Raw genomic sequence first — 23,066 nt, forward strand, 5'->3', positions numbered from 1 at the left:
CTCGACGCCGCCGCCGGCCTGACCACCGGGTCCGTCAAGGTCCACGACCCCGCCCGGCTGGTGGCCCGCGCTCGCGGACCGCTTCTCCTGGGCACCGCCGAGCGCGGCGACGAGACGGCCCCCACCGTGGACTCCGGCCCCACACCGGTGATGGGTACCTCCACCGTCGACCAGTCCATCCACGCCCCCGCAGGTGTTGCCGGCGCCGTGGGCGGGTTCATGCTCGCCAGCGCCGTGGTCTGCGCCGTCGTCGCCCTCGTCCTGGGCTCCAGCTGGCTCATCGCCACTGCCGCCCTGACTCTGGGCGGAGTCGTCGCGATCCGGCTGGCCGGCGAGTGGCTCGGCCAGGTCTGAGCCGGCTCGAGCCTGTCAGGTCAATGCCCTGGGCCGCATGCGGGTAGTCTTGGGCTGCGCACTCAATCCCGCCTTATCCGAGGAGCACCCATGGGACGCATCGTCGTCGAGGTCATGCCCAAGCCCGAGATCCTTGACCCCCAGGGCAAGGCGGTCGTCGGAAGCCTTCCCCGCCTCGGGTTCGAGCAGTTCACCGGTGTGCGACAGGGCCGCCGCTTCGAGCTGACCGTGGATGGTCCCGTCACCGAGGAGCATCTGGCCGCCGCCCGCGAGGCCGCCGACACCCTCCTGTCCAACCCGATCATCGAGGACGTCGTCTCCGTCGCCGCCGACGAGGAGGCCTGAGCCGTGAGTGAGTCTCCCAGCAGCTCCCACGCTGCCCGCATCGGCGTCATCACCTTCCCCGGGACCCTCGACGACGTCGATGCCGCCCGCGCCGTGCGCCTGGCCGGGGCCGAGCCGGTGAGCCTGTGGCACAAGGACGCCGACTTACGCGGCGTCGATGCGGTCGTCGTGCCCGGCGGCTTCTCCTACGGCGACTACCTGCGCTGCGGCGCCATCGCCCGCTTCGCCCCCGTCATGGAGGAGGTTGTGACCGCTGCCGAGCGCGGCATGCCGGTGCTCGGCATCTGCAACGGCTTCCAGATTCTGGCTGAGGCCCACCTCCTGCCCGGTGCCCTCCTGCGCAACGCGAACCAGCGCTTCATCTGCGTTGAGCAGCGCCTGCGCGTTGAGAACACGCAGACCGCCTGGACCAACCGGTTCACGGACGGGGAGGAGATCGTCGTCCCCATGAAGAACGGCGAAGGCAACTTCATCGCCTCGCCCGAGGAGCTCGACCGCCTCGAGGGGGAGGGACTCGTCGTCTTCCGCTACGTGGGCAACCCCAACGGCTCGGCCCGCGACATCGCCGGCGTGCGCAATGAGCGTGGCAACGTCGTCGGACTCATGCCCCATCCTGAGCACGCCGTGGAGCCTGGTTTTGGTCCCGGCTCGCAGGCGGGCCCGCGCACCGGTACCGACGGCCTGGGAGTCTTCCGCTCCGCCATCGACTCACTGCTGTCCGTCTGAGAGCACCACGGGCGGCACCACCATCTGACGGTCGTCAGGGGTAAGAGCCGAATCGTCCCTGCCACGTTATCCACAGATTCGTCTCGGGCCTGTGCAGAACTGTGGAGAGGAAGGGGCGATTCCTCGCTCGGACAACCTGGCAGTGACCGCGTTCAAGTTGCATGACGATGAAGAATGTGCTGCCCAGTCGTCAGGGGCTCTGCCTCGGGAGTCCCGAGGGGCGGGCACGACTGACCGGATGATTTTCCCGGCTTTTCAGCCAAAACTCTGTCTATAGCGATGATGCCCCAAGGTGCGCGGGAGTGTTTGTGGGAAGCCTCCAGCGTGATCGCTCACTCGGGTTGAAGGTCTCGAACGGGTCTTGTGCACAGGGGGAGCGGCGACATTCCACGAACCCACACACCCCTGCACAAGCCTGTGGACACAGCCTGTGGATAACTTCGCTCATGATGTATGAAGCCTCCCTGGGCCGGTTCTCCGGCACTTGATCGTCGGCCGCTCACTGGTCAGTGGTTGTGCTGCGAGACGTGCTCGTCGAGCCATGCCCTGAGAGGCTCGACGGCGGCCCAGGTGTCTCGAATCCTCTCGTGCACCTGGGGAGTGTGCATCCAGGTGTCGGTGGGCCAGTCCTGAACGACTGCGGCCCCTTTCCATCTGAGGAAGTTGATGCGGGGGTGGTCGGTCGACCAGCCTCGCGGTGCGTTTTTCAATGGCTGGTCGGCGCCGGGTGAGACGGGCAGCCCCTGTGCGGCGAGCTCTTGGGTGAGCTCCTCGAAGCGGATTCCGCTGATGTCGGCATCGATGGCGCCCCGGAAGTGGCGGAGTTGGTCGGCGGTCATCCGCATGGCTCCGTAGCCGGTGGTGATACCGGTGGTCGACACACTGAGGTAGTAGCCGATTCCGCCAGTGGCCTGAGGGGTGCTGGTAGCGCCTGTCCAGAGCTTGTAAGGGGCCTTGTCCTGGGTGAAACGCAGGTCGCGGTTGGGGCGGAACATGCGCAAAGGGCCGAACTCGCCGGAGAGCTCGTCAATCAGTGCGCTCATAGGGGCTTTCACGTCCCGCTGCCAACGCTGCTGGTTGGCGCTCCAGAAGTCCTTCGAGTTGTCCTGCGCCAGGTCGGCGAAGAACTCGAAAAGGGCTGTCGGTAGTCCTTGGAAGGTGCTCATGATTCGTCGCTTCCCGATTGCCCGCCAGTGACCGCACGGTTGTGGTGCATCGCGACGTCAACCCAGAAGGTGAGGCGGCCGTCGTCGGCGATGGCCTCGGGTGCGACGGTGATCCATCCGGCTCCCATCTCTCGCCCGGCGCCCATTTGGGCCTGCTCGGCGCCCGGTTCGCCCAGGAGCGTTTCGTGGCGGTCCGCGGCGACGCGCACCAGGAGGTCCCCGGTCTTCCCGGCGCTGACGATCATCTTGTCGTTGACCATGATCGCGCGCCCTCCGAACATGGAGACCTCGCGCACATCCGGTTCGTCATCGACCAGCTCGCGGACGCGTTGAACGAGGTGGTGCTGCTCGGGTGTCATGGATGTCATCGCTTCGTCTCCCGTCGGCGGTCAGGTCAGTCGGTCAGGGGCTGCCAGTGGTCCGGGCCGGCGTCCCCTCCCGCACCGGCGACCTTGAGGCGGGGCATGAAGTGGGCCCAGCCGTGTGCGTGCCCGCGGACCTCGGACTCCGGCAGGTCGAGGTGGCGCAGGTCCACACGTGTGCCGCCAGTGATCGGCGTCAGGATGAACTCGACCTTGGATGTGCCGGCGGGCAGCTCGTCATTGCCGGCGAACCCCCACGAGACCACCACGCGCTGGAAGGGCTCGACCACGAGGTACTCACCCCGTACGGGGTAGCCGGCGATGTCGACCGCGAACCGGCCGCCCGGTGTCGGGTCGAGATCGGCGTACTGCCCCATCCACGCCGTCATGCCCTCGTTGGTGGTGAGGTACTCGAACACCGCCTGCGGGGGTGCCTCGATCTCGATGAAGTCCCGGAACTCAGCCATGCTGTTTCTCCTCTCGCTGCTCGACGGCGGACTTGAGGGCCGCCAGCCTCTCTGGCCAGAAGTCGTCGAGGTAGGAGCGCACCGCCGCGAGTCCGTCCGTGTTGAGTGCGTACAGGCGGCGTGTGTGATCGGTGGTGACGGTTGCCAGTCCCGCCTTCTGAAGAGTCCGGAGATGATGCGAGGCGGTCTGCTGCGACAAGCCGACGGCTTGTGCGACGGCGCCGACGGGCTGTGGTCCTGAGCGGATGACGCGCAGGATCGCCCGACGGTTCCCGTCGGCCAGTGCCCGTAGCGTCATATCGACGTCAATCATCTCTGGTGCTCCCACGCGCTCCTCCTCGGGTTGACGTCCCCACCCTAACACAAATGAATGTTTGTACTCATGGGTGTTTGTGTGTCGGTGTGTGAAGCCTGCGTCCGGTGAAGCGTGTTGGGGTGACTCCTCCCGGTCCGCTGGGGCGAGGCCTGTCTGGGGCCGGCGTTGAGTCAGAGCCACCGGGCTCCAGGGCAGGAGCCGGACAGGGGACAGGGCCAAGGGCGGCTGGTGCCGCCACCAGATCATGCGGAGCCGACCAGAGCAGCGGCTCGGTGTCCACAGCGCTGACATCAGCGGCTTCGCAGTCGAAGCGGCCAGTGGGGATCGTTGGAATTCTGCGGTTGTTCCGTGGCGTGTGGTGCCGGTGCGGAGTTGATGTCAGCGTCATGGACACTGACACCCCCGCCAGTTGTCCTTCGTCGGCTCGTCAGCCCACCAGGTCGGCCACGATCTGCAGGAGGTCCTGGAGGTGGCGGTTGGACAGGAACTCCCGGCGCACGGCCTCGTGGGCGGCCAGTCCCATCTCCTGAGCCCGCTCGGGGAAGAGCAGTAGGTCGCGCACGGCCTCGGCCCAGGCGACGCCATCGGTCGGGTCGACCAGCACGCCGTCGACGCCGTCGTCGATCTGATCGCGGATGCCGCCCACCGCGGAGGCGACCACCGGAGCCTTCTTCCACATCGCCTCGGCAACCGTCAGACCGAAGGCCTCGATGAGGGAGCGCTGGGTGACCACCGAGCTGACCCGCTGGACGGCGTTGACGACGGTGGCGTTGACCTCTCGGTCCTCCATGCTCACCGCTGCCACGTGGATCCGTGAGGCGACAGAGTCCGGCAGCACCGAGCAGCGCTCCACGATCTGCGTCAGGGTCGCCTGCGACTCGGACCCGTCCGGGGTCGGGCCGACCAGCAGCAGGTGGGCGTCCTCGGGCAGCAGGGCGATGTTCTCGGCGAAGGCCTCCACCAGCTCCAGGCCGCCCTTAAGGCGGTCCCAGCGGTTGACCTGGGTAATGACTCGGGCGCCCAGTGGCACCGGTCCGCCGGCCAAGACCGGGTCGTCGGTCAGACCGCGGAAGGCGTCGGCGCGCCCGTCGTGACGCAGGAAGGGCACAGCCTCGAAGGGCGGTTCGCCGGCGAAGATGCCGGACAGTCGCGCCACCGACCAGGCCTCGTCCAGATCCAGGACCCGGTTCTTGGGGGAGTCGGCGTCGATGGAGGGGGCCAGGACCGCGCAGCGCTCGGCCTCGATGTAGGGCGGCCGGTACTCGGGGCGGGAGACGATGACGAGGTCCACGTCCTCCAGGTAGCGGTCCAGGAAGGCCCAGGCGTAGTCGGCGGCCTCGCCCGCGCCCTCGGCCCCGGCGTGGCAGCGCCAGATAACGGTGGCGCCCACGGCTTTGAGGGCCTTGGCCAGGCCTGCCGTGGGCGGGTCATGAAGGATGATGATGTCGTCGGGGCGGACCTCCTCGACGATGTTCTCCGCGTTGGAGGCCAGGACGTGCTCGTAGATGTCGCGCTGCTTGTCCCCGAGCTTGCCGCCGTCGCCGTGGTCCCCGTGGATGCCGGCATGCAGGCGGGTCGCGATCTGGGTGAACTCCTCGGGGGCGTCCAGGGTCAACCAGCGCACATTGAGGCCGGCGCCCAGGGAGTAGCCCACGAGGGGTGCGACCGTTTCTGCCGGCCCTGAGCCGGCGGCCGCCGACGGCGTGACCGTCCACACGGTGCGTCCCTCCAGCAGGGCCTCGGCCCCCGTCAGGCTCGTGTGCAGTCGTTTGATGGCCACCTCGTCCAAGTGGCTCTCCAGGTGCGACAGGGGCAGCGGGGCGACGTCGATGTCTCTCATGCCATGATCTTCCCCCGAAATCGTGTGAGGCGCAGCACTTTGGGTATGGGCGTGGCGTCTTGTTGCCGTTTCGGCATTCTTCTGGCGGGATTCCGCGGCGCTCCGATCGGGTGCGCGTGGAGTGCGACCCTGCGAGGGTCGTGGTGTGAGGTGCCGCTGGGGGTGGGTAGGCTTGGCTCGGCCGCACTCCCTCTTCGACCAGGAGCACCCATGGCGCCCGAGTCCGCGATCCCAGCCCATCACCCCGACACCGTTGCCGACGCCGCCGCGACGCCCGAGAGGGAGATGCCCTGGAAGGAGCTGGGCCTCAAGGCCGACGAGTACGAGTCCATTCGCGAGCTGCTGGGGCGCCGTCCCACCAACGCCGAGCTGGCCATGTACTCGGTCATGTGGTCCGAGCACTGCTCCTACAAGTCCTCCAAGATCCACCTGCGCCAGTTCGGCGCCAAGACCACCCCCGAGATGCGCGAGCACCTCCTGGTCGGGATGGGGGAGAACGCCGGTGTCGTCGACATCGGTGACGGCTGGGCGGTGACCTACAAGGTCGAGTCGCACAACCACCCCAGCTACGTCGAGCCCTACCAGGGGGCCGCCACTGGCGTGGGCGGCATCGTGCGCGACATCATCTCCATGGGGGCGCGGCCCGTGGCCGTCATGGACCAGCTGCGCTTCGGCGCCGTCGACCACCCCGACACCGCGCGCGTCGTCCACGGCGTGGTGGCCGGCGTGGGCACCTACGGCAACTCCCTGGGCCTGCCCAATATCGGCGGTGAGACCGAGTTCGACTCCTCCTACCAGGAGAACCCGCTGGTCAACGCCCTGTGTGTGGGCGTGCTGCGCCACGAGGACATCCACCTGGCCAACGCCACCGGTGCCGGCAACAAGGTGGTGCTCTTCGGGGCTCGCACCGGCGGGGACGGCATCGGCGGGGCCTCCATCCTGGCGTCGGAGTCCTTCGAGGACGGCATGCCCGCCAAGCGCCCCAGCGTCCAGGTGGGCGACCCCTTCATGGAGAAGGTCCTCATCGAGTGCTGCCTGGACCTGTTCGGCGCCGGGCTCGTGCTCGGCATCCAGGACCTGGGTGCCGCCGGCATCTCCTGCGCCACCTCCGAGCTGGCCTCCAACGGAGACGGCGGCATGCACGTCGACCTGGAGAAGGTGCTCCTGCGCGACCCCACCCTGACCGCCGGCGAGATCCTCATGAGCGAGTCCCAGGAGCGCATGATGGCCGTCGTCGCCCCCGACAAGCTCGAGGAGTTCATGGCCGTCATCGACAAGTGGGACGTCGAGGCCGCCGTCATCGGGGAGGTCAACGGCTCGGGCCGTCTGACCATCGATCACTTCGGGGAGCGCATCGTCGACGTCGACCCGCGCACCGTGGCCCACGAGGGCCCCACCTACGAGCGCCCCTACGCCCGCCCCGCCTGGCAGGACGCGCTCAACGCCGACACCACTGAGCGCCTGACCCGCCCCGAGTCCGCTACCGAGCTCGCCGAGCAGGTGCGCGCCGTCGTCACCAGCCCCAACCAGGCCTCCGTCGCCTGGGTGACCGACCAGTACGACCGCTTCGTGCGTGGCGACACCGCCCTGTGCCAGCCCGATGACGCCGGCGTCATCCGCGTCGACGAGGCCACCGGCCGCGGCGTGGCCATCTCCACCGACGCCAACGGCCGCTTCACCAAGCTCGACCCCGCCACCGGCGCCACCCAGGCCCTGGCCGAGTCCTACCGCAACGTGTGCACCGTGGGCGCCCGGCCCCTGGCCGTCACCGACTGCCTCAACTTCGGCTCGCCGGAGGACCCCGACGCCATGTGGCAGCTCGTCGAGGCCATCACCGGCCTGGCCGACGCCTGCGCCGTCATGGGGGTGCCGGTCACCGGCGGCAACGTCTCCCTCTACAACTCCCACGGCAAGGTCAAGGGGCAGATCGACTCCTCGATCAACCCCACGCCCGTCGTCGGCGTCCTGGGCGTCATGGACGACGTGCGCCGGGCCAACCCCTCGGGCTGGCACGAGGAGGGCCTGGCCATCATGGCCCTGGGGGCCACCGCCGACGAGCTCGACGGCTCGGCCTGGTCGCGCGTGGTCCACGACCACCTCGGCGGACTGCCCCCGCGCGTCGACCTCGAGGCGGAGATGGCGCTCGGGCGGGTCCTGCTGGCCCTCAGCGACGCGGAGGGGCCTGGCGGTGAGTCGCTGGTGCGCGCCGCCCATGACTGCTCCGCCGGCGGTCTCATCCAGACCCTCGTGGACTCCTGCCTGCGCTGCGGCGTCGGCGCCAGCGTGGACCTGACCGCCATCCAGGAGGAGGGCGTGGACGACTTCACCGCCCTGTTCTCCGAGTCCGGGGCCCGTGCGATCGTCGCCGTGCGTGAGGAGCTCGTGCCCGCCGTCACCGCGGCCGCCGAGGCCGAGGACGTCGCCGTGGCGCGCCTAGGGACCACCGGCGGCGACCTGCTCGTCGTGGCCGGCAGCGACCTGCTCTCCGACGGCGGTGCCGGGCGTCCCCTCGTCCTGGACCTGGCCGAGCTGGGGGGTGACGTCGAGGGCGTCCTGCCGGCGCTGTTCTGAGACGCGTTCGCCGACGGGGATGTTTCTTCACGACTGGGGGCATTCGACGCCGTCGGGGACAGGAATCCTGTTCCCGAACGCGCAGGATGGCCCCGGTCGGAACGACACACACCCGGCCGCGTGGAATGTCCCCCTCGGTCCGCCCTGCTGAGTAGGCGTCGCGCCTCACCTACCGCGCCACCTCAAGTGTCGACATGTGACGGTTGAGTGCCACCGCGGAGGCGAGGAGCACCACTGCAGGGGGGACGTTCACCAGGTGGAGCCCGTCGTACCAGATGACGGGGCCGGGTGCCCCCGTCATGGCGAGGTAAGTCAGTGAGACTGACAGGGAGATGCCGGCCAGAACCATGCTGAGGGCTGCCGCGCCCACTGCGCGGTCGGCTACGGCGAGATATATCGCTGTAAGCGTGCCGATGCCGGCCAGGATCAGGATCACGCCATTCATCGTCGCCGGGAGGCCAAGATCGACGGAGCTCGCCAGTCGGTGTTCGTAGTCCTGTGCAGACTCGTTGGAGCCATTGACGAAGGCATAGGACATCGTGGCGCCCGCCACCTGAGCTCCCCAGGCAATCAATGGGATCGAGGCCCACGCAGTGGTCGAACGGCTGCGTCGCGAGAAGATGGGGTCGGCTGAGTCGCCGGAGGGCGAGGAGGTTGCCGAATCCTCGGAGGAGGGGACTGCAGAAGATGTCATGGCTGGATCCTGTCAATGTGCCCACCGTGCATCAACCAGTGGTTAGCCTGGAGGCATGATCGATCATGCCTCTGTGAGTGTCAGTGATCCGGCGGCCTCGAAGGCCTTCTACGAGGCGGCGCTCGCGCCGCTGGGCTACCGCGTGGTCATGGAGTTCGGGCCCGTCACCGGACTGGGTGGGCCAGTTCCCGGCGCGCCGGAGGACGCCCCGGTCCACGCGGACCTGTGGCTGGCCCCGGCGGAGAGCCCGACGCCCTGCCATATCGCTGTGGCGGCGTCGTCGACGGCGCAGGTGGACGCCTTCCATGAGGCGGCCCTGGCAGCGGGCGGCACCGACAACGGCGGCCCCGGCGAGCGCCCGCACTACCATCCCGGCTACTACGGGGCCTTCGTCCTCGACCCCGACGGCAACAACCTCGAGGCCGTCTTCCACGGCGCCGGCAACTGACCGCCGACTGTGTGACCCTGACTGCGGACTGTGCACCTCAGTTCCGCTGCCTGAGTCCACCTCGTCGGGGACATTTCTGTACCGCCGGGGACGTTCTGCCCGTTCGGGGACGGGATTGCTGTCCCCGACGGCGTCGCATGCCCCCGGCCGGAACGACACGCACCCGGCCGCGTGGAATGCCCCCGGTCGGTACTCGCCGTGGATGTCGCGGCGGGGCTGGGGCCAGGGGCGCCGTGGCGAGGCGAATCGAGCAGACTCGTCTACCGTCCGGCCCCGGTACGGGTGCTCCCGCCGGTGATCAGCGCGGAGACGGTGCGCGTGACGCCGATGAGCACCAGGCAGAGAATGCCGGCGAGGGCGGTGGTCAGGACGTTCTTGAGCCAACGACGTCCGAGACTCTCACCGTCGGAGGCGAGGGCCTGACGCGTGGGGCGGGAGGTCGTGATCGCGGTCATGACTCCAGCCTGCGTGAGCGGTGGCCCAGGGCGCATCGGGCCGACGAATGATTCTGCACCGTCCTCTATCCCTCCGAAGGAGGGCGGAGCGCGGCACGCTTCCTACCTGAGCTGGAGGATGTGCCCGCTGGTGGCGGTCCCTGCTGGAAACTGCGTCTGTCCTGGTGTCTCGAGCCCACCGTCGTCGGGGACATTTCCTCGCGGCCGGGGACGTCTGACGCCTGTGGGGACGGGAATCCTGTCCCCGAACGCGCAGAACGTCCCCGTCGGGAGGCGAATGCACCCGGCTGCGCGGAATGTCCCCGTCAGCGTTGGTGGTGGCCCGGAGTGCGGTGGGGGCGGTGGTGGGCTCGGACAGTGTCTGTACCGATATCGACGCCGCCTCTGCGACAGCGCCCGACAATTCCCCGGGCGTCTCAGGAAGATATCGATGTGGCGTGCGAGCCGTTCGCGGCCGATGGTGTAACGCCCTCCTGCGCCCTCCCGAACGGACCGTGGTGGCGCGGAAGGAGGCGCCTCAGCGTGTCGTGCACTCGGCGTGGCGCCCTCTCAGCCGCGGATTTGCCAGATATCACTCAGGTAACTGCTCGCAATCGGCTCAAGATGCCGCAGATACCTCGCAGAGATCTCTAGACTTCAACCATGACTGTGCCTTCAGAGACCTCGACGACGATCGACCCTCGCGAGGTGTCACTGTATGCCGGCCACTTCGACGCGCTGTGGGGTGTGGCCTGGAGCCCGGATGGCACGCGGCTCCTGTCCGGATCACACGACGGCACGGCTCGCGTCTGGGACGCGAATCGCGGTACCGAGCTGTTCGCACTGGCCGGCCCCAGCCTGTCCATCAGCGCAGTGGCCTGGAGCCCCGATGGCACGCGGCTCCTCACTGCGGCGGAGGATCACAGCGTCCGCGTCTGGGACGCGACCACCGGTGCCGACCTGCTGACCCTGGGGGTCGGCGGCTCCGGTGTCGGTGGGGCGGTGGCCTGGAGCCCCGACTCCACCCGCATCCTCACCAGCTTCGACGATGCCTCGGCCCGCATCTGGGACGCCTCCAGTGGTCAGGTGGTGCGTACGCTGTCGGGGCACACGGAGCACCTCACCGCGGTGTCGTGGAGCCCGGACGGGACTCGCGTGGCCACCGCCTCCGACGACGGCACCGCCCGGGTCTGGGACGTCACCACCGGCACTGAGCTGCTGCGCGTGGGCCCCATGGCCTTCGTGGGGCGCGGCGCCACCATGGGGCCCGACGGCAGGCCGACCCACGTCGGCCCGATCGAGCCGATGACCGGCCTGTCATGGAGCCCGGACTCGCGCCGCATCATCACCGCCTTCGACTCGGCCGAGCCCCGGGTCTGGGACGCCGCCACCGGCGAGGAGGTCCTCAGCCTCCACGGTCGCGAACGCCGCTGGGTCAGCGTCGTCTCGTGGAGCCCTGACGGCAGTCGCATCATCACTGACGACATCTCCGGCACCACCGCCCACATCTGGGACGCCTCCACCGGCGAGGAGGTGCTCAGCCTGCGCGGCCACCACCAGTGGGCCTGCGCCCTGGCCTGGAGCCCGGACTCGAGTCGCGTGGCCACCGGCTCGCACGACGACACCGTGCGCATCTGGGACGCCGCCACCGGCCAGACCCAGTTCGTCCTGGGGGCAGGCAACTCCGTCGAGACCGTCTCCTGGAGCCCCGACGGCACCAAGCTCACTATCGGCGCCAAGATCGGTGGCAACCGCGTCTGGGATGCCACCACCGGCGAGCCGCGGCTCACGGTGGACAACGGCGCCCGGGAGCTGAGCGAGGTCGTCTGGAGCCCGGACGGCACCCGTCTGGCCACCTCCTCCTACCTCTCGCCGCGAGTCCTCATCCTCGACGCCTCCACCGGTGACGTGGTCCAGGCCCTGACCGCCGGCGAGGACGACGTCAACGACATCGCCTGGAGCCCGGACAGCGAGCGCATCCTCACCGGCCTGGGGGACGACCGTGCCGCGATCTGGGACGCCGTCCGCGGCGAGCGCCTCCTCACCCTTGAGGGGCACGGCGACATGATCACCTCGGTCGCCTGGAGCCCCAACGGTCAGCGCGCCCTGACCGGCTCCCAGGACGGGACGGCCCGCATCTGGGACGCCACCACCGGCGAGGTCATCCACACCTACACCGGTAACTGGGTGCGCGACGTCGTGTGGACGCAAGGAGGCCCTCGCGTCGTCACTGGTAGCGCCGACGGCGCCGCCCACGTCTGGGACGTCATCACCTCCGGCGAGCTCGTGACGCTGCGCGACGATGCCGCCATGGTCCGCTCCTACGCCTGGAGCCCCGACGGCGCCAGGGTGCTGGCCGGCTTCGACGACGGCGTCGTGCGCGTGTGGGACGAGGTCTCCGGCAAGATCGTCCTGTCCCTGGCCGGCCACCGCTTCGGCGTCACCGACGCGCAGTGGAGCCCCGACGGCACCCGGATCCTCACCGGTTCCGAGGACGGCACCGTGCGCCTGTGGGACGCCACCACCGGTGAGATGACCGGGCTGTTCCTGTGCTTCCTGCCTGACGGCGGGGTAGCCATCCTCGACGCCCCCTCACTGAGCCTGCGCTCGGGCCCCGGGGAGGTCTGGGACTACCTCGGCCGTCCCGAGATTCTCGCCGGCCAGCTCACCCGCGTGGGCGTGGAGCGCCGCCAGTACCTCAACTCCGACCCGCTGCCCGAGGCCGTCGCGGAGCCGGCTCCGGCTGAGGCTGCCGGCGAGGAGCCGACGACGCAGGAGCCGGCCGAGGCGCTTCAGGTTCCCGAGGCCACCGAGGCGCCGATGGCCGACGCGCTCGGCGATTCCACTGACGCCCCCTCTGTCTCCTCTGTCTCCTCCCAGACCACGGAGCAGCACACTGAGCCGGCCCCGACCGCGCCCGGTGTCGCCACGGAGCAGCCCGTCGGTCCCCAGTCCGCTGAGGACGCCCCGGCTGAGGCGGAGGAGCCGTCGGCCCCTGCCGGCGAGCCTCTCGTCGAGGACGCTTCCGCTGAGACGCAGGCCCCGCAGGTCGAGGATTCCACCTCCGTCGAGACCGAGGGGACCGAGAGTCCCGCGCCGGTCTCCGCCCCTGAGGTGGAGGACCCGGCCACTGATCACCAGGCCCGGCACGCGGCGCAGACCGCCCACACTCCGACCGAGGCCGCTGCGGCCCCCGACGCCGTCGGGCAGCCGGTCACGCAGGCCGAGACCGAGCCGGTCGCCGCGCCGACGGGGGAGACCCTCCTCGTCCATCCCTTCCCCGTGGACCAGGGCCTCGTGGACGGTGAGGTGAGTGCACCGGCCGTGACGCCGCCTCCGTTGGTTGAGATGCCTCAGGCCCCGGTCCTTCCCGAGGGGGACCAGCAGGAGCAGACCGAGGGGCAGCCCGTGCCGATCCCTGCCGAGACCAAGGAGGAGGCCGACGCCGAGACTGGCGCCCACACGCCTGCCATCCCGGTGTACGAGACGAGCTCGGCCGACAACGCGCGCCGGGCCCGACACGCCGCCACCACTGCACAGACCCCGGCCGACTCGGCCCCGGAGGAGGTCGCCGAGGCCGGCGCCGAAGCGGCCGTCCACGGCGAGTCGGAGCTGGCCTCGCCGACCCAGGTGGTGCAGTCCTCCGGGACGGCCGAGTCCGCCTACGAGCCGGTGGCGATCCCCGCCGTCGAGCATGCCGGCGGTGAGCCCGTGGCCGCGCCCACCGGTGAGACCGTCGCCCCCGATCCGGCCGAGCTCGCCCTGCCCCCGGCTGACGCCACCGACCGCCAGGGCGATGAGATCACTCTCGACCTCTCCAAGGAGACCGGGGTGCAGACGCAGAAGGAGGCCCCTGAGGTCGAGGCCTCCGTCGAGGCGACGGTGCCGCCCGTCGCGGACACCGCCGATGCAGTGGATGCCGCAGGCCCGGGCGATGCCACCGACGCTGCCGTACCTGAGACGCCGGTGGCCTTCAGCGCTGAGGCCGCCTCCGCTCCGACCGCCTCAACGCCCGAGGGCGATTCCGAGGATCACGCGGTGCCGGAGGCTCCGACCGACCAGGCCGACGAGGAGCACCCAGACAGCCAGGAGAACCCGGTGAGGTCTCAGACGCCCGTGGAGGCTGAGGAGGCCGCCGAGGAGGAGGCCCCTGAGTCGGCCGAGTCCACTGAGCAGGCCGAGCCGACCCCGGCACCCTGGGGGAGTAAGGATCTGCGCCAGCGGATCTACACCGAGGTCCAGGAGTTCGTCGCCGCCATCGCACGCCGTGACGTCAACGAGCTGGCGAGCCGCTACGGCATCGCCGGCAACGACCTGGCCGACCTCGATGAGCAGCTGGAGGGCCTGTCGTCTCCCGCTTCGGACCTGACCCTCTACCCCGTGGAGCAGGCCGATGAGTACGTCGACGGCCACCACCGCCTGGACCTCAGCGAGCTGGAGGGTGGTGGCGTCGTCATCAGCAGCGAGCTGTGGGCCCATGAAGCAGCCTCCGGTGCGCGCCTCATCGCCCACTGGAACCCCATGGGGATCTACCCCTTCGACTTCCGCAACCTGAGTATGTGAGTCATCTCCTGCGCGCCTCCCCGGCGCCCGGCAGCTCGAGTGCGTCCCCGACCAGCAGGTACGGGGACGCACTCGATTCTCGGGCGGGCCGAGGGGAGACGGGGATCGCTCAGGAGCTGCGCCGGAGGATATGTGCCGGGGCTGTGAACCGCATAGACTGCCCGCCGTCAGTGTTATCCACCGAGAGGGGACATCTGTGTCGACGGCGCAGTACCCGGCACGGGCCCGTGTCGCCGCCTGGGCAGTGCACATCTTGACCATGTCGGGACTGGTGTGGGCAAGCCTGGCCATGCTCGCTACCATCAACCCCCACCGCGAGTTCACATGGATGTGGGTCTGGCTGCTCGTCGCCCTCGTCGTCGACGGCGTTGACGGCACCCTGGCCCGGCGGGCCAGGGTCTCCGAGATCATCCCCTGGTTCGACGGCGGCATCGTGGACATCGTCGTTGACTACCTCACCTGGACCTTCATCCCCGCGGTCTTCATGTACGTGGCCCTGCCGATGGGGGGCAATCCGGTGGCGGGCCTGCTCATGGCCCTCATCCTGAGCTCGTCGATGTTCTGCTACGCCAACAAGCAGTGGAAGTCCACCGACTACTACTTCGTGGGCTTCCCGGCCGCCTGGAACATCGTGGCCCTCATGTTCTACGTGCTCCAGACCCCGGCGGTCTTCAACATCATCGTCACCCTCGTCTTCGTGGTGCTGACCCTGGTGCCCACGCACTACGCGCACCCGGCCCGCGTCAAGCGCTTCCGCGCCCTCAACATCGGTGCGGTGGCGGTGTGGTTCCTGGCCACCTGCTGGCTGGTCGCGATCTACCCCCACCGTCCCCTCAGCCTGGTCGCCATCGCCATTGTCTCCGGCGGGTGGTTCCTGCTCGCCGGAGTGCTGCGCTCGATCCGCGGGGCGGAATCGGCTGCGCCGACTGCCTAAGCGTCCCCGGGGGCCCGCAGTCCCCGGGCGACGGCCACGTCCCGCAGCCAGCGCCCGCCCTCCAGCAGAACAGTGGTCAGCACCAGGCCGATGACCACCATGATGACCCAGCCGGGGTAGCGGTTGCCGTCGCCGTGGCTGCCCGCCAGGAAGAAGTACACGTAGGGCGCGATGAAGGTGATGAGGGTGACGAGGAACCCGGCGAAGCGGATGCGACGTCGCTTGCCCGCCACCATGGCGATGATGCCCCACGTGTAGGGCACGGCGGTGACGATGTCGATGGTCCACAGCACCCAGGGGTTGCCGCGGAAGCCGGGGGCGTAGATGGCCGGCAGCGCCCGCAGCGAGGAGTAGATGAACACTGTCGCGTAGGCGAGGAAGCGGGGGTTGTGCAGCAGCCGGACGATGCCGGCGCGTGGCACGAGGTCCACCTTCGCCTCCTGCAAGGCGGCCAGGGTGTGCCGGGAGACGCGCAGCGGGTCCGTCCCCTCCAGGACGGTACGCAGGTAGCTGATCTGCTCAGGCGTCCCGGTGGCCCACTCGTCCAGGAGATGGCGCGGACTCACGGCGACGACGACGGTGCTCTCACCCTCATCGGCCCCGTCGGCCCGAGGGGCCCCGATGTCCTCAGTCGCTTCCAGGGAGGCGATATGGACGAGGTGCTCACCCAGGACGGTCCGCAGCAGCCCCAGGCGCTCCCGGGGAACCTCGCTCAGCCACAGGCGCTGCCCATGCTCAACGGCCAGGGACAGCGCATGCCCCAGGGCCCAACCGCGCTCGTCGGGCGTGAGAAGCTCCTCGGGGGTGGAGATCTGGGCCAGCTCGGGCACCTCGGCGACGTTGAATCGCGTCAGATCGCCGACCCGGTCGACGGCCGCCACCGTCCGCAGGACCTCGGGATCCAGGACATGGCGTTGGGTGACGGACAGCTCGGTGACGGAGCGCAGAGCCATCACGTCCATCACGGAGGAGCGGGGAGCAGGGGTGTGTTCGGGCATTGGGATGAGCCTAGAGGAGTGGGTGCCGGTTGTGTGCATCCTGTGAGTCGATACGGCTCACTCCTCACCCAGGAGGAGGAGCCTTCAACCTGCCCTGGTGCCAGGGCGCAGTTGGGAGGGTGGGCCCAAGGGCCCAGGCCTAGGGTGGGTTCATGAGCACTCACGGAATCCCCTCAGCACCGCCCGGCCGCCGCAGCGGCCCGGGGCTGCTCGTCGTGGCCGGAGCGGGCCTCATCGGATCCCGCCTGGCGGATATGGCCCAGGACAGTGGCTGGAGGATCCGGATCCTCCATCGCAGTGGAGCGGGCAAGGCGCCGCGGGAGAGCATCGAGGTCGATGCCTCCGGTAGGGAGCACGCCTGGTGGGCCCCCGCCGAGCGTCTCCTGGCGCCCGGTGCCCTGGAGGGGGCCGCAGCTGTGGTGTGCCTGTCGGGCGCCCCGATCGCGCCGCGCCCCTGGACGCCGGCGCGTCGTCGCGCGCTGGTGGCCTCGCGCCTGTCCACCACCGCTCTCATCGCCCGGGTTGCCGCGGGCCTGCCCCCGGCGGGGCGGCCCAGGGTCCTGCTGAGCGGATCGGCCACCGGCTTCTACGGGGATCGGGGCAATGAGATCCTCACCGAGGCATGCGGCCCGGGCGAGGGATTCCTGTCCGAGCTGTGCCGGCGTTGGGAGGCCGCTACGGGCCCGGCGACGCGAGCAGGGCTGCGCACGGTCCAGTCCCGCACGGGCCTGGTGGTCAGCTCCTCGGGTGGGCTGGGCAGAATCCTCGGCGCCGCCTACCGGGTGGGGGCGGGGGCCCGGCTCGGCCGCGGTGACCAGTGGCAGCCGTGGATCGGGCTGGAGGATGCCGCGGCCGGTCTCCTGTGGGCGATTGAGCACGACGACGTCCACGGGCCGGTCAACCTGACCGCGCCCGAGCCCCTGCGCAACCGCGACCTCCACCGGCTGCTGTCCCGCGCCTTCGGCCCGCCCTCGCCGGCGGTAGTGCCCCAGGTCCTGCTGGACCGGGTGGGAAGGGTCGGGGCGACCAGCGGTACCGGAAGCATCGGCAGCATGCTTGCCGAGCTGCTCGGCGCCTCTCAGCGTGCGGTCCCCCAGAGGCTGCTCGACTCCGGCTTCCGCTTCACTGCGCCGGGCGCGGCCTCGATCTGGGGACTGGGCGCCTGACGCCCGACGCGGTGCCGGTCGATCCTGTGCACCCCGCCGTCATGCGCGGGCGATGACCTCACCGTGCACGACGACGAACCAGGCGTCCTCGCTGGTGCCCCACTGCCGCCACGCCTCGGCCATCGTCTCCAGGTCGGCTCTGTCCGCCAGCCCCAGCTCGACGGCCCGCGGCCCGAAGGAGGTCAGGCACCTCTGCGCCCAGGTCTCCGACTGCCAGGCCCGGTCGGCGGGCGTGGCGTAGCACCAGGTGGAGGCCGAGGCCATCACGTCGGTGAAGCCCGCCGCCCGGGCCCAGGACAGCAGCCGGCTCCCGGCGTCGGGCTCGCCGCCGTTGGCCCGGGCGGTGTTCATGTAGACCGAGCGCCACTGCTCCATACCCGCTGGCTCGGGGAACCAGGTCATGGCGGAGTAGACGGCGTCGCGCACGGCCACGATCCCGCCGGGGCGGGTGAGGCGGCGCATCTCGGCCAGGGCGCCCACTGGGTCCGTGAGGTGCTGGAGCACCTGGTGGGCGTGGACGACGTCGAAGGAACCGTCTTCGAAGGGCAAGGCCATGACGTCCCCGCCGGCCAGCTCCACCTGCTCGGACAGGCCCCGTTCGCTCAGCGTTGCCCGAGCGGCCTCCAGGGCGTCGGCCGCGGCATCCAGGGCGACGACCCGCCCCGGGGCGACGTGCTCGGCGAGGTCCGCGGTGATGGACGCCGGCCCGCAGCCGACATCGAGCAGATTCATTCCCGCACTCAGGTGGGGAAGCAGGTAGGCGGCCGAATCCGTGGCGCCGCGTCGCGAGTGTGCGCTGAGCACCGCCGCGCTGTGCCCGTGGGTGTAGCGCGCCGTCCCGACTGAACTTTCCGGAAGCTGTTCACCATTCATGCCCCAGATCATCCGGGGATGTGATCTGTGTTGCGTGAGCGTCCGGAATGTGGCCTTCGCTACGGCATATTTCCTCCGAATCGCGAGATGTTTCGTCTCAGTGAACGTCTCGGTGGAAGTCTTCTCGCGGTGCCGCGGCGACCAGCCAGGTGCTGAGCTTATTCCTCTAGGCGAAGGAGTCCCTCATGCAGGACGTTGTCGAAAAGGTCTATGAGCAGGTTGTGGCTCGTAACCGTGGAGAGGTCGAGTTTCATCAGGCCGTCCACGAGGTGCTCGAGTCCCTCGGTCCCGTCATCGCCAAGCACCCCCACTACGCTGAGGGCGCCCTCCTGGAGCGCATCGTCGAGCCCGAGCGCCAGATCATGTTCCGGGTCCCGTGGGTCGACGACGCCGGCCAGGTCCACGTCAACCGTGGCTTCCGTATCGAGTTCAACTCCGCGCTGGGCCCCTACAAGGGTGGCCTGCGCTTCCACCCCTCAGTCAACGCCGGCATCATCAAGTTCCTCGGTTTTGAGCAGATCTTCAAGAACGCCCTGACCGCCCAGGGCATCGGCGGCGGCAAGGGCGGCTCCGACTTCGACCCGCACGGCCGCTCCGACGCCGAGGTCATGCGCTTCTGCCAGTCCTTCATGACCGAGCTGGCCCGCCACATCGGCCCCTCCACCGACGTGCCCGCCGGCGACATCGGCGTGGGCGGCCGCGAGATCGGCTACATGTTCGGCCAGTACAAGCGCCTGCGGAACTCCTACGACGCCGGCGTCCTCACCGGTAAGGGCCTGGCCTGGGGCGGCTCCCTCGTGCGCACCGAGGCCACTGGCTACGGCACCGTGCTCTTCGCCCAGTCCATGCTCGCCACCAAGGGCGAGTCCCTCGAGGGCAAGAAGGTCCTCGTCTCCGGTGCCGGGAACGTGGCGATCTACGCCATCGAGAAGGCCCAGCAGCTCGGCGCCACCCCCATCACCTTCTCCGACTCCTCCGGCTACGTCGTCGACGAGGCCGGGGTGGACCTCGAGCTGCTCAAGCAGGTCAAGGAGGTCGAGCGTGGTCGCGTGGCCGACTACGTCGAGCGTCGCCCCGGCGCCCGCCTCGTGACCGGCGGCTCCGTGTGGGACGTCCCCGGTGACGTCGCCCTGCCCTGCGCCACCCAGAACGAGCTCGACGGCGACGCCGCGAACACCCTGCTGAGGGGTGGCTGCGGCGTGGTCTCCGAGGGTGCCAACATGCCCTCCACCCCCGAGGCCGTCGAGGCCTTCCAGAAGGCCGGCATCCTCTTCGGCCCCGGTAAGGCCGCCAACGCCGGTGGTGTGGCGACCTCCGCCCTCGAGATGGAGCAGAACGCCGGTCGCACCCGCTGGGACTTCGCCACAGCCGAGGCCAAGCTGACCGGCATCATGGCCGACATCCATGACTCCTGCGTCGCCGCGGCCGAGGAGTACGGCCGCCCCGGCGACTACGTGCTCGGCGCCAACGCGGCCGGTTTCACCCGCGTTGCCGACGTCATGATCGCCCACGGCATCGTCTGATACCTGGCTGATCCGGGCTCGCGCCCATAGCGACGGCGTCCGTCACCTCTTCTTCGAGGTGACGGACGCCGTCGTTGTGCCGTGGGAAGGGGCGGGGCGTGCGGGATCAATGCCCTTGGCTGCCAACCGCGTGGCTCGCTCCTCGCCGCGCTCCCGCCAGCCCCATCCACGCCTGCGAACGTCGATCCCGTACGTCTCAATGCCGTTCCGTGACGGGCAGTCGCGACCGGGCAATCTACCGACTGGATGAGATCGTAAAAAATACTGCAAAAATCCCGGGAGAGGCGTACCTTGGTGATGTTCCCTTCCTCAAGTGATCCCGATCTCCATCCCTACGTCCCATGAGGATTGACATGAGAATACTTCCAGCTCGCAGAGCACGAGTCTGCGCTGCGTTGAGCGCTCTGGTTGTGGCTGCACTGAGTCCCATGATCTCGGTTCCGACAGCATCCCTCATGCCGCCGGCTGCCGCTGCGGAGAAACCTCCCGACGGCGCTGACGGGCTCCAGGGGGCCGATGATCCGGGCAACAAGGTGAGCATCAAGCTGGTGGGCCTGGGCAGCCTTCACGGTCACTACCTGGAGACGAGCGGGTTCAACCCGGATACCGAGGAGTACGACCTCCCCAAGGACCCCGGCCTGGTCGGGATCGAGTGCGCTGTCCGTGGGATTCGAGAGGACTTCCCCAACACGCTCGTCGTCTCCTCCGGCGGCAATGTCGGCGCCTCGCCCCACGCGTCCTCCTTCCTGCAGGACCGGCCCGTCATCAGCGGGCTCAATACGATGGAGCTGGATGCCTCAGCCCTGGGGGTTCACGCGCTCGACGGCGGAGTGAAGGACCTCGAGGACAGAATCCTGCCCGCCTCCGACTTCCCCATCCTGGCGGCGAACGTGTCCGGCTCCGATGCCCTGAGTGCCGAGGGGAGTGGTCGGGGGGTCTTCATCAAGGAGGTCGACGGGGTGCGCGTCGGCTTCATCGGCGTGGTGACCGACGACCTCCCCGCCCGGACGCCCGCGGCGAACCGGGCGGCCCTGACAGTCTCCTCCGCGGTGGCCACGGCCAACGCCCGCGCCGCCGAGCTCAAGGACGGTGACCCCGCCAATGGTGAGGCCGACATCGTCGTCGTGCTCAGCCATGAGGACATGACCTCCACGGCAACCGGCTTCTCCAAGAACGTCGACGCCGTCGTCGCCGGTCGCAGCGGACAGGGCCACGGGCAGGTCGTCACCGGATTCGAGGGCAATGCGATTCCTGTCGTCCAGCCCGGCCGTTACGGGCGGACCTTCGGGGATGTTCTCCTCGAGTACGATCGAACGACCCGGAAGACATTCGCCTACTACGCGCATAGCACACCCATCCAAGGCTTCGAATGCCGAGGTTCCTCTCCCGACGTCCTGAATACGATGTGGGAGTACTACAGCTCCGTCACAGACGTTAAGAAGCAACCGCTGGCGCATATCGGGGCGGACTTCCTGCGGGGTTCCGATGGAAGCGTCCCCGACACCAATGCGGCAACGGAGTCCACGGCAGCCGACCTGGTCGCCGAGTCCTACCGCAGCTGGATCACCGACATCAAACCTCCTGGAACCAGCCACTACGTCGGCATCGTCAATTCCGGTGACGTCAAGAAGGACCTCACCTACCTCGCGTCCGGTAACTACAACGACATCCCGCGCCCGGACCAGGACGGCCTTGTCTCCTACGGGGAGGCGCTCGGCGTCCAGCCCGACAATAAAGCGCTCTCCTACACCACTCTGAATGGTGCAGAGCTCAAGGCGCTCATCGCTCAGCAGTGGAGATTCCACGCCGATCCTGCCGTGCTCAACCTGGGACTGTCCTCCAACATGGACGTCATTGTCGATCCCGGGGCGACGGCGCAGAGCGGAGCCGTTCCCGCAGTGCGTGAGATCCGGGTCGATGGGCAGGTCCTGGGGGACACGGACACAGTGGTCGTGGCCTCCACCCACGAGCTGCTCGACGACGGCGTCGACTTCACCATTCCTGACCAGAAGGTCATCGTCGACGTCGGCTCACTCCACCACAGCGTCTTCATCTCCTACCTGCACTCCTTCGGGGACAAGCCCTTGATGCCGTCCTACTCCAAACGTCAGGTGGGTATGAGTGCGACCCCGAAGCCCGGTCAGGCCGGCACGGTGACAGTGACGATGGACTCCTTGGCCTACACCAACGCCTCCGAACAGACCCTCGGTGCGCAGCGAGTCCGTGCCCGCTCCGGGGATAAGGAGTTCTTCAGTCAGAACATCGACCTGACCGTGGACCGCAGTGGCCCCACCACCGGAAAGGCGAGCTTCGACCTCACGGTCCCGGCCGATGCGCCCACCGGCGCCTGCCGCACAGCCTCCGCGGACAGCTGCCGCTGGGTGACCCTGGAGTCCGTGAACGCCGCCGGCCGGGTCCTCAACAGCTTCTACGTCGAGGTGCCGGCCGATGCGGCGCCCACGGCAACGCCGTCGGCCACTGCCAGTGCACAGCCGGTCCCACCCAGTGCGCCGTCGGCTGCGCCCTCGACGCCCAGTGCCGGGCCGTCGGCAGGTGCCACGGCGACGGCGGGCCCCAGCGGCAGTGCCGGTGCGGTCCCGGATGGGAAGGCGACGGCCTCACCCGGAGGCGGGAGCGCTGACGGTGCCACGGTGCCGGTCGGCGGTGCGGGCGGTCTGCCTGCCGCCACGAGCTGGGCGAGTACCACCGCCCCGGAGGTCCGCGGAGCCGGCGCGAAGCCGGCCGGTGGTTCGGGCACCTGGCCGCTGGCCCGCACCGGTACCTCCCTCAGCGCGGGCGTCGTCGCCCTGACCCTCATCGTCGGCGGCTACCTCATCCTGCGCCGCAGACGGCAGGAAGGATGAGAGGCGAGCAATGTTGCGGCCCTTCTCCTTTCACGTGATGCCTGCACTCATTTCACGCTGACCTAAGGACATATCATGAGACTCATATCGCGAAGGCGGGGACGAGTCTGCGCTGCATTCAGCGCGCTGGCCCTCGCTTCACTCAGCCCTCTTTCCACCGCCGCGCCCTCCGGGACGGTTCCACCTCAGGGCGCCGGACTGCCCGACGTTGCTGTGCCATTGGACTCCCCAGATGGGGGAGTCCCCATCGACCTCGTTGGCATCTCCGATCTGCACGGCTACATCGAAACGACGTTCCATAAGAATCCGGAGACTGGCGAGGTCGACCTCAACAATGTGGAGAATCCCGGTGTGACGTCCCTGGCGTGCCATTTGAGTCGGGCTTACAGAGCGAATCCCAATGCGCTATTCGTCTCGTCGGG

General features: G+C 69.1%; 19 protein-coding genes. 10 read left to right on the forward strand and 9 right to left on the reverse strand.

Translation table 11 applies throughout. From position 1 onward, the window contains the following. From RIV12_RS11395 to purQ, 3 genes are all read left to right on the forward strand, one after another. Positions 1–354 (forward strand): hypothetical protein (locus RIV12_RS11395; RefSeq protein WP_309323970.1); only part of this gene is annotated, 354 nt, incomplete at its 5' end. 90 nt (positions 355–444) lie between these two features. Continuing rightward, positions 445–699 carry a phosphoribosylformylglycinamidine synthase subunit PurS gene (gene purS / locus RIV12_RS11400; protein WP_003787688.1) on the forward strand — a complete coding sequence of 85 codons (255 nt, stop codon included), beginning with the start codon at positions 445–447 and terminating at the stop codon, positions 697–699. A 3-nt stretch (positions 700–702) separates the two neighbouring features. Next, positions 703–1,425, forward strand: a complete 723-nt coding sequence (gene purQ / locus RIV12_RS11405) for a phosphoribosylformylglycinamidine synthase subunit PurQ (RefSeq protein ID WP_309323972.1) — start codon at positions 703–705, stop codon at positions 1,423–1,425. Positions 1,426–1,931: 506 nt separating this feature from the next. On the opposite strand, the gene RIV12_RS11410 is transcribed toward purQ, so the two are convergent. From RIV12_RS11410 to RIV12_RS11430, 5 genes are all read right to left on the reverse strand, one after another. After that, positions 1,932–2,591, reverse strand: coding sequence for a DUF2461 domain-containing protein (locus RIV12_RS11410; RefSeq protein ID WP_309323973.1), 660 nt, complete (start codon positions 2,589–2,591; stop codon positions 1,932–1,934). Next, entirely contained in the window at positions 2,588–2,959 is a 372-nt protein-coding gene (locus tag RIV12_RS11415; RefSeq protein ID WP_309323975.1) for a TfoX/Sxy family protein, read from the reverse strand. Before RIV12_RS11415 ends, RIV12_RS11410 begins: the two co-directional genes overlap by 4 nt. Before the next feature lie 26 nt (positions 2,960–2,985). Beyond that, entirely contained in the window at positions 2,986–3,420 is a 435-nt protein-coding gene (locus tag RIV12_RS11420) for an SRPBCC family protein (RefSeq protein WP_075418315.1), read from the reverse strand. Further along, a complete protein-coding gene (locus RIV12_RS11425) occupies positions 3,413–3,748 on the reverse strand; it encodes an ArsR/SmtB family transcription factor (RefSeq protein ID WP_309323977.1) in 336 nt (111 codons plus the stop codon). The genes RIV12_RS11420 and RIV12_RS11425 overlap by 8 nt, the downstream gene beginning before the upstream one ends. Positions 3,749–4,163: 415 nt before the next feature. Beyond that, a complete protein-coding gene (locus RIV12_RS11430) occupies positions 4,164–5,576 on the reverse strand; it encodes a glycosyltransferase (protein ID WP_309323979.1) in 1,413 nt (470 codons plus the stop codon). Positions 5,577–5,786: 210 nt separating this feature from the next. Between RIV12_RS11430 and purL the strand changes: the two genes are divergently transcribed. Next, positions 5,787–8,147 carry a phosphoribosylformylglycinamidine synthase subunit PurL gene (gene purL / locus RIV12_RS11435; protein ID WP_309323981.1) on the forward strand — a complete coding sequence of 787 codons (2,361 nt, stop codon included), beginning with the start codon at positions 5,787–5,789 and terminating at the stop codon, positions 8,145–8,147. Positions 8,148–8,316: 169 nt separating this feature from the next. On the opposite strand, the gene RIV12_RS11440 is transcribed toward purL, so the two are convergent. After that, complete coding sequence (locus RIV12_RS11440) at positions 8,317–8,841, reverse strand: hypothetical protein (RefSeq protein WP_309323983.1); 525 nt, start codon at positions 8,839–8,841, stop codon at positions 8,317–8,319. Positions 8,842–8,896: 55 nt separating this feature from the next. Between RIV12_RS11440 and RIV12_RS11445 the strand changes: the two genes are divergently transcribed. Then, the gene (locus tag RIV12_RS11445) at positions 8,897–9,289 is read left to right on the forward strand and encodes a VOC family protein (RefSeq protein ID WP_309323985.1); all 393 of its coding nucleotides are present in this window, start codon (positions 8,897–8,899) and stop codon (positions 9,287–9,289) included. A 260-nt stretch (positions 9,290–9,549) separates the two neighbouring features. On the opposite strand, the gene RIV12_RS11450 is transcribed toward RIV12_RS11445, so the two are convergent. Continuing rightward, positions 9,550–9,744 (reverse strand): hypothetical protein, encoded by a 195-nt coding sequence (locus RIV12_RS11450; protein WP_075418320.1) that lies wholly within the window; start codon positions 9,742–9,744, stop codon positions 9,550–9,552. A 642-nt stretch (positions 9,745–10,386) separates the two neighbouring features. On the opposite strand from RIV12_RS11450, the gene RIV12_RS11455 reads away from it, so the two are divergent. Then, entirely contained in the window at positions 10,387–14,286 is a 3,900-nt protein-coding gene (locus tag RIV12_RS11455; protein ID WP_309323987.1) for a WD40 domain-containing protein, read from the forward strand. A gap of 196 nt (positions 14,287–14,482) precedes the next feature. Next, positions 14,483–15,220, forward strand: coding sequence for a CDP-alcohol phosphatidyltransferase family protein (locus RIV12_RS11460; protein WP_075418322.1), 738 nt, complete (start codon positions 14,483–14,485; stop codon positions 15,218–15,220). Here RIV12_RS11460 and RIV12_RS11465 read toward each other — a convergent pair. Next, positions 15,217–16,218, reverse strand: coding sequence for a hypothetical protein (locus tag RIV12_RS11465; RefSeq protein WP_309323989.1), 1,002 nt, complete (start codon positions 16,216–16,218; stop codon positions 15,217–15,219). The genes RIV12_RS11460 and RIV12_RS11465 overlap by 4 nt on opposite strands. Before the next feature lie 152 nt (positions 16,219–16,370). On the opposite strand from RIV12_RS11465, the gene RIV12_RS11470 reads away from it, so the two are divergent. Then, positions 16,371–17,384, forward strand: coding sequence for a TIGR01777 family oxidoreductase (locus tag RIV12_RS11470; protein WP_309323991.1), 1,014 nt, complete (start codon positions 16,371–16,373; stop codon positions 17,382–17,384). Positions 17,385–17,423: 39 nt separating this feature from the next. On the opposite strand, the gene RIV12_RS11475 is transcribed toward RIV12_RS11470, so the two are convergent. After that, a complete protein-coding gene (locus RIV12_RS11475; protein WP_309323993.1) occupies positions 17,424–18,257 on the reverse strand; it encodes a class I SAM-dependent methyltransferase in 834 nt (277 codons plus the stop codon). 185 nt (positions 18,258–18,442) lie between these two features. Between RIV12_RS11475 and gdhA the strand changes: the two genes are divergently transcribed. Then, entirely contained in the window at positions 18,443–19,780 is a 1,338-nt protein-coding gene (gdhA, locus tag RIV12_RS11480) for an NADP-specific glutamate dehydrogenase (protein ID WP_309323995.1), read from the forward strand. Positions 19,781–20,208: 428 nt separating this feature from the next. Continuing rightward, a complete protein-coding gene (locus RIV12_RS11485) occupies positions 20,209–22,644 on the forward strand; it encodes a bifunctional metallophosphatase/5'-nucleotidase (protein ID WP_309323997.1) in 2,436 nt (811 codons plus the stop codon). Positions 22,645–23,066 lie beyond the last annotated feature (422 nt).

Source organism: Actinomyces stomatis (assembly GCF_031292835.1).
GTDB classification, from domain to species: Bacteria; Actinomycetota; Actinomycetes; order Actinomycetales; family Actinomycetaceae; genus Actinomyces; species Actinomyces stomatis.

Bases quoted from the DNA above. Each gene is read 5' to 3' on its own strand.
- purS (WP_003787688.1), top strand. From the start codon at position 445: ATGGGACGCATCGTCGTCGAGGTCATGCCCAAGCCCGAGATCCTTGAC.
- RIV12_RS11410 (WP_309323973.1), bottom strand. From the start codon at position 2,591: ATGAGCACCTTCCAAGGACTACCGACAGCCCTTTTCGAGTTCTTCGCC.
- RIV12_RS11415 (WP_309323975.1), bottom strand. From the start codon at position 2,959: ATGACATCCATGACACCCGAGCAGCACCACCTCGTTCAACGCGTCCGC.
- RIV12_RS11420 (WP_075418315.1), bottom strand. From the start codon at position 3,420: ATGGCTGAGTTCCGGGACTTCATCGAGATCGAGGCACCCCCGCAGGCG.
- RIV12_RS11430 (WP_309323979.1), bottom strand. From the start codon at position 5,576: ATGAGAGACATCGACGTCGCCCCGCTGCCCCTGTCGCACCTGGAGAGC.
- purL (WP_309323981.1), top strand. From the start codon at position 5,787: ATGGCGCCCGAGTCCGCGATCCCAGCCCATCACCCCGACACCGTTGCC.
- RIV12_RS11440 (WP_309323983.1), bottom strand. From the start codon at position 8,841: ATGACATCTTCTGCAGTCCCCTCCTCCGAGGATTCGGCAACCTCCTCG.
- RIV12_RS11445 (WP_309323985.1), top strand. From the start codon at position 8,897: ATGATCGATCATGCCTCTGTGAGTGTCAGTGATCCGGCGGCCTCGAAG.
- RIV12_RS11450 (WP_075418320.1), bottom strand. From the start codon at position 9,744: ATGACCGCGATCACGACCTCCCGCCCCACGCGTCAGGCCCTCGCCTCC.
- RIV12_RS11455 (WP_309323987.1), top strand. From the start codon at position 10,387: ATGACTGTGCCTTCAGAGACCTCGACGACGATCGACCCTCGCGAGGTG.
- RIV12_RS11465 (WP_309323989.1), bottom strand. From the start codon at position 16,218: ATGCCCGAACACACCCCTGCTCCCCGCTCCTCCGTGATGGACGTGATG.
- RIV12_RS11470 (WP_309323991.1), top strand. From the start codon at position 16,371: ATGAGCACTCACGGAATCCCCTCAGCACCGCCCGGCCGCCGCAGCGGC.
- RIV12_RS11475 (WP_309323993.1), bottom strand. From the start codon at position 18,257: ATGAATGGTGAACAGCTTCCGGAAAGTTCAGTCGGGACGGCGCGCTAC.
- gdhA (WP_309323995.1), top strand. From the start codon at position 18,443: ATGCAGGACGTTGTCGAAAAGGTCTATGAGCAGGTTGTGGCTCGTAAC.
- RIV12_RS11485 (WP_309323997.1), top strand. From the start codon at position 20,209: ATGATCTCGGTTCCGACAGCATCCCTCATGCCGCCGGCTGCCGCTGCG.